Source organism: uncultured Methylobacterium sp. (assembly GCF_964251405.1).
Lineage (GTDB): Bacteria > Pseudomonadota > Alphaproteobacteria > Rhizobiales > Beijerinckiaceae > Methylobacterium.
In genome coordinates this window covers 52,341-55,605 of the sequence record NZ_CAXUJR010000011.1, presented here as the reverse complement: position 1 = coordinate 55,605, position 3,265 = coordinate 52,341, and the positions used below count along the sequence as shown (strand labels likewise).

Sequence of the window (3,265 nt, the reverse complement as noted above, 5' to 3'; positions counted from 1 at the left end):
CAGTCGGGCAACGCCTTCAAGGTCGAACTCGCGCGGCGCGCCATCGTGCGCGGCCTGTCTCAGGCCGCCGCCGGCACGCCGCAGTCGCTTTCCGACAAGCGCATCGCTTAAGGATCGAAGAATTCATGGTCACCACGATCAGCTCAACCGGCACGGACAGCTTCGTCGGCACCGCCCGCAGCCGCGTCGACGGACCCGCCAAGGTCACGGGCCTCGCCAAATATGCGGGCGAGTTCGCCGCTCCCGATCTCGCCCACGGCTACGTCGTCTCCGGCGGCATCGCTCGGGGCAGGATCACCGCGATCGATACGGCCGAAGCCGAGGCGGTGCCCGGCGTGATCAAGGTGTTCACCCACGAGAACCGGCCCCGCACGGCGTGGCTCGACTACAATTACCGCGATGCGGTCGCCCCTCCCGGGTCACCGTTCCGCGCTCTGTACGATGAGAAGATCTCCTATTCCGGCCAGCCGGTGGCCCTGGTGGTGGCCGAGGATTTCGAGACGGCGCGCTACGCCGCCTCCCTGGTGAAGCTCGCCTACGCGGCCGAGGAACCGGCCGTGAATGTCGGGGCGCAGGCCGAGTTGTCCTACGAGCCGCCGATGAAGCGCGCCGGCATCAAGCCGCCCCCGGCCCCCTGGGGTGATGCCGAAGGCGCCTACGACGCCGCACCGGTGAAGCTTTCCAGCGACTATCGCCTCGCCGTCGAGCATCACAACCCGATGGAGCCCCATGCCTCCACCGTGGTGTGGGACGGCGGCGGCAGGATCACCGTGTACGACAAGATCCAGGGCGTCTCGAACAGCCAGGGCTACATCGCCGCGGTGTTCGGCATGAAGAAGGACGAGGTGCGGGTGCTCAACCCCTATCTCGGCGGCGGCTTCGGGATCGGCCTGCGTCCCCAGTACCAACTCTTCCTCGCGGTCCTGGCGGCGCGCGACCTCGAACGCTCGGTGCGCGTGACCCTGACCCGCGACCAGATGTTCACCTTCGGCTACCGGCCCGACGTGCGCCAGCGCGTGAGTCTCGGCGCCGATGCCTTCGGTGGCCTGCTCTCGCTGCGCCACGACGCTCTCTCGGGCACCTCACGCTTCGAGGATTACCAGGAAGTCGTCGTCAACTGGTCGGCCATCCTGTACGATTGCGACAACGTCGCGCTGAGCTACCGGCTCACGCATATCGACACCTACACCCCCGCCGACATGCGCGCGCCCGGCGCGGTGACGGGCGTGATGGCCCTCGAGATCGCCATGGACGAACTGGCCTACGAGACCGGCCAGGACCCCATTGCCGTCAGGCTCACCAACTACGCGGAATCCGATCGGACCGAAGGTAAGCCGTTCGGCTCCAAGGCCTTGCGGGAGTGCTACGCACAGGGCGCCGAACGGTTCGGCTGGTCGGCGCGAAACGCCGAGCCGCGCTCGATGCGGGAGGGCCGCGAGCTTGTCGGCTGGGGCATGGCCACCGGCGTCTGGGAATCCCTCATGCAGCAGTCGAGTGCGCAGGCGACCCTCACGGCGGACGGCAAGCTGACGGTCGGCAATTCCACCGGCGACCTCGGCACCGGCACCTACACGATCCTGACCCAGATCGCCGCCGATGCGCTCGGCTTGAGGATGGAGGACGTCACGACGAAGCTCGGCGACACAGACCTCGCCGAGGCGCCCGTGGCCGGCGGCTCCTGGACCGCGGCCTCGTCCGGCACGGCCGTGATGAAGGCATGCCGAAAGATCGGCGCTCAGGTCTTCGCCATGGCCCGCGCCATGGACGACTCGCCGTTGGCCAATGTCGATCCGGACCGGGTGGTGTTCGCCGACGGGCGCATCAGCGTGAGCGGGGATCCGTCGCGCAGCGTCTCCCTCGTCGACGCGATGAGGGCCGGCGGTGTTGACAAGGTCGAGGCGACGGAATCGGCCGGGCCGGATTCCGGTCACGCCAAGGAGTTCTCGGCCTATACCCATTCGGCGATCTTCGTGGAGGTGAAGGTCGACGAGGATGTTGGGCAGGTCAGGGTCACCCGCGTGGTCTCGGCCATCGCGGCGGGCAAGATCATCAACCCGAAGACCGCGCGCAGCCAGATCCTCGGCGGCGTGGTGATGGGGATCGGCTCCGCGCTGGAGGAAGAATCGATGCTCGACCATAGCATCGGGCGGTTCATGAACCACAATCTCGGCGAGTATCACGTCCCGGTGAACGCTGACATCTACGACCTCGACGTGATCTTCGTCGACGAAGAGGACAAGGCCAACCCCATGGGCGTGAAGGGCCTGGGCGAGATCGGCATCGTCGGCACGGCAGCGGCAGTGGCCAACGCGGTCTTTCACGCCACCGGCAAGCGCATCCGCGAATTGCCGATCACGATCGACAAGATCATCGGCTGACGCGCTACGGGTCTCGGCCGGATGGGTCTGTCAATCCGGTCTTGCCCATCGTTCGGATGCCGCGTTAACGCCGGGTCGGGCGGAGTGCCCGTTCCAGGGATCGATGCATGAATGTCGTGTTGGTGTTCGTGGGCGCAGGCCTCGGCGGCATGATGCGCCATGGGGTCAACGCAGCCTCTCTCCGGCTGGGATCGGCCTTTCCCTACGGGACGCTTGGAATCAATATTCTCGGGTCTCTCGCCATGGGGGTGGTCGTGGGGTGGTTCACCCTGCGCGGCGGCAGCATGCAGGGCCGGCTCTTTCTCACCACCGGGGTGCTCGGCGGCTTCACCACCTTCTCGGCCTTCTCCCTCGACGCCGTGAGCCTGATCGAGCGCGGAGAGACCGGCGGCGCCCTCGCCTACGTGCTGGCTTCGGTCGTCGTCTCGATCCTGGCGCTTTTCCTCGGCCTTGCAGCCATGCGGGCCATTCTCTGACATGGGTGATTGGCTCATCTCCTGGCGCTTCTGGGCCCTGCTCTCGGCGGTTTTCGCCGCCCTGACGGCAATCCTCGCCAAGATCGGCGTCACCGGCGTGAACCCGGATGTGGCGACCTTCGTGCGCACAGTCGTGATCCTGTGCCTGACCGGCGCGATCGTCGCCGTATCGGGGCAGGCTCAAGGCCTGGCTACGATCCCGGGACGGAGCGCCGTGTTCCTGGTGCTGTCGGGCCTCGCCACCGGCGCGTCCTGGCTCTGCTACTTCCGCGCCTTGGCCCTCGGGGACGCCGCGCGGGTCGCGCCGCTGGACAAGCTGAGCGTCGTCCTCGTGGCGATTTTCGGCGTGGCGGTACTCGGCGAATCCCTCACGCTTCCGAACTGGCTCGGCGTCGGCCTGATCGCCGCGGG

General features: G+C 67.4%; 3 protein-coding genes and 1 pseudogene. All 4 read left to right on the top strand.

Going from position 1 to position 3,265, the window contains the following annotated elements; translation table 11 throughout:
• Positions 1-111, top strand: a pseudogene (locus ACFE7U_RS03830) (xanthine dehydrogenase family protein subunit M); the annotation flags it as partial.
• Between the two features lie 14 nt (positions 112-125).
• Positions 126-2,378 carry a xanthine dehydrogenase family protein molybdopterin-binding subunit gene (locus ACFE7U_RS03825; protein ID WP_375408407.1) on the top strand — a complete coding sequence of 751 codons (2,253 nt, stop codon included), beginning with the start codon at positions 126-128 and terminating at the stop codon, positions 2,376-2,378.
• Positions 2,379-2,485: 107 nt separating this feature from the next.
• Positions 2,486-2,854, top strand: a complete 369-nt coding sequence (crcB, locus tag ACFE7U_RS03820) for a fluoride efflux transporter CrcB (RefSeq protein WP_375408406.1) — start codon at positions 2,486-2,488, stop codon at positions 2,852-2,854.
• Position 2,855: 1 nt separating this feature from the next.
• The coding region (locus ACFE7U_RS03815; RefSeq protein ID WP_375408405.1) for an EamA family transporter at positions 2,856-3,265 on the top strand (410 nt) is incomplete at its 3' end.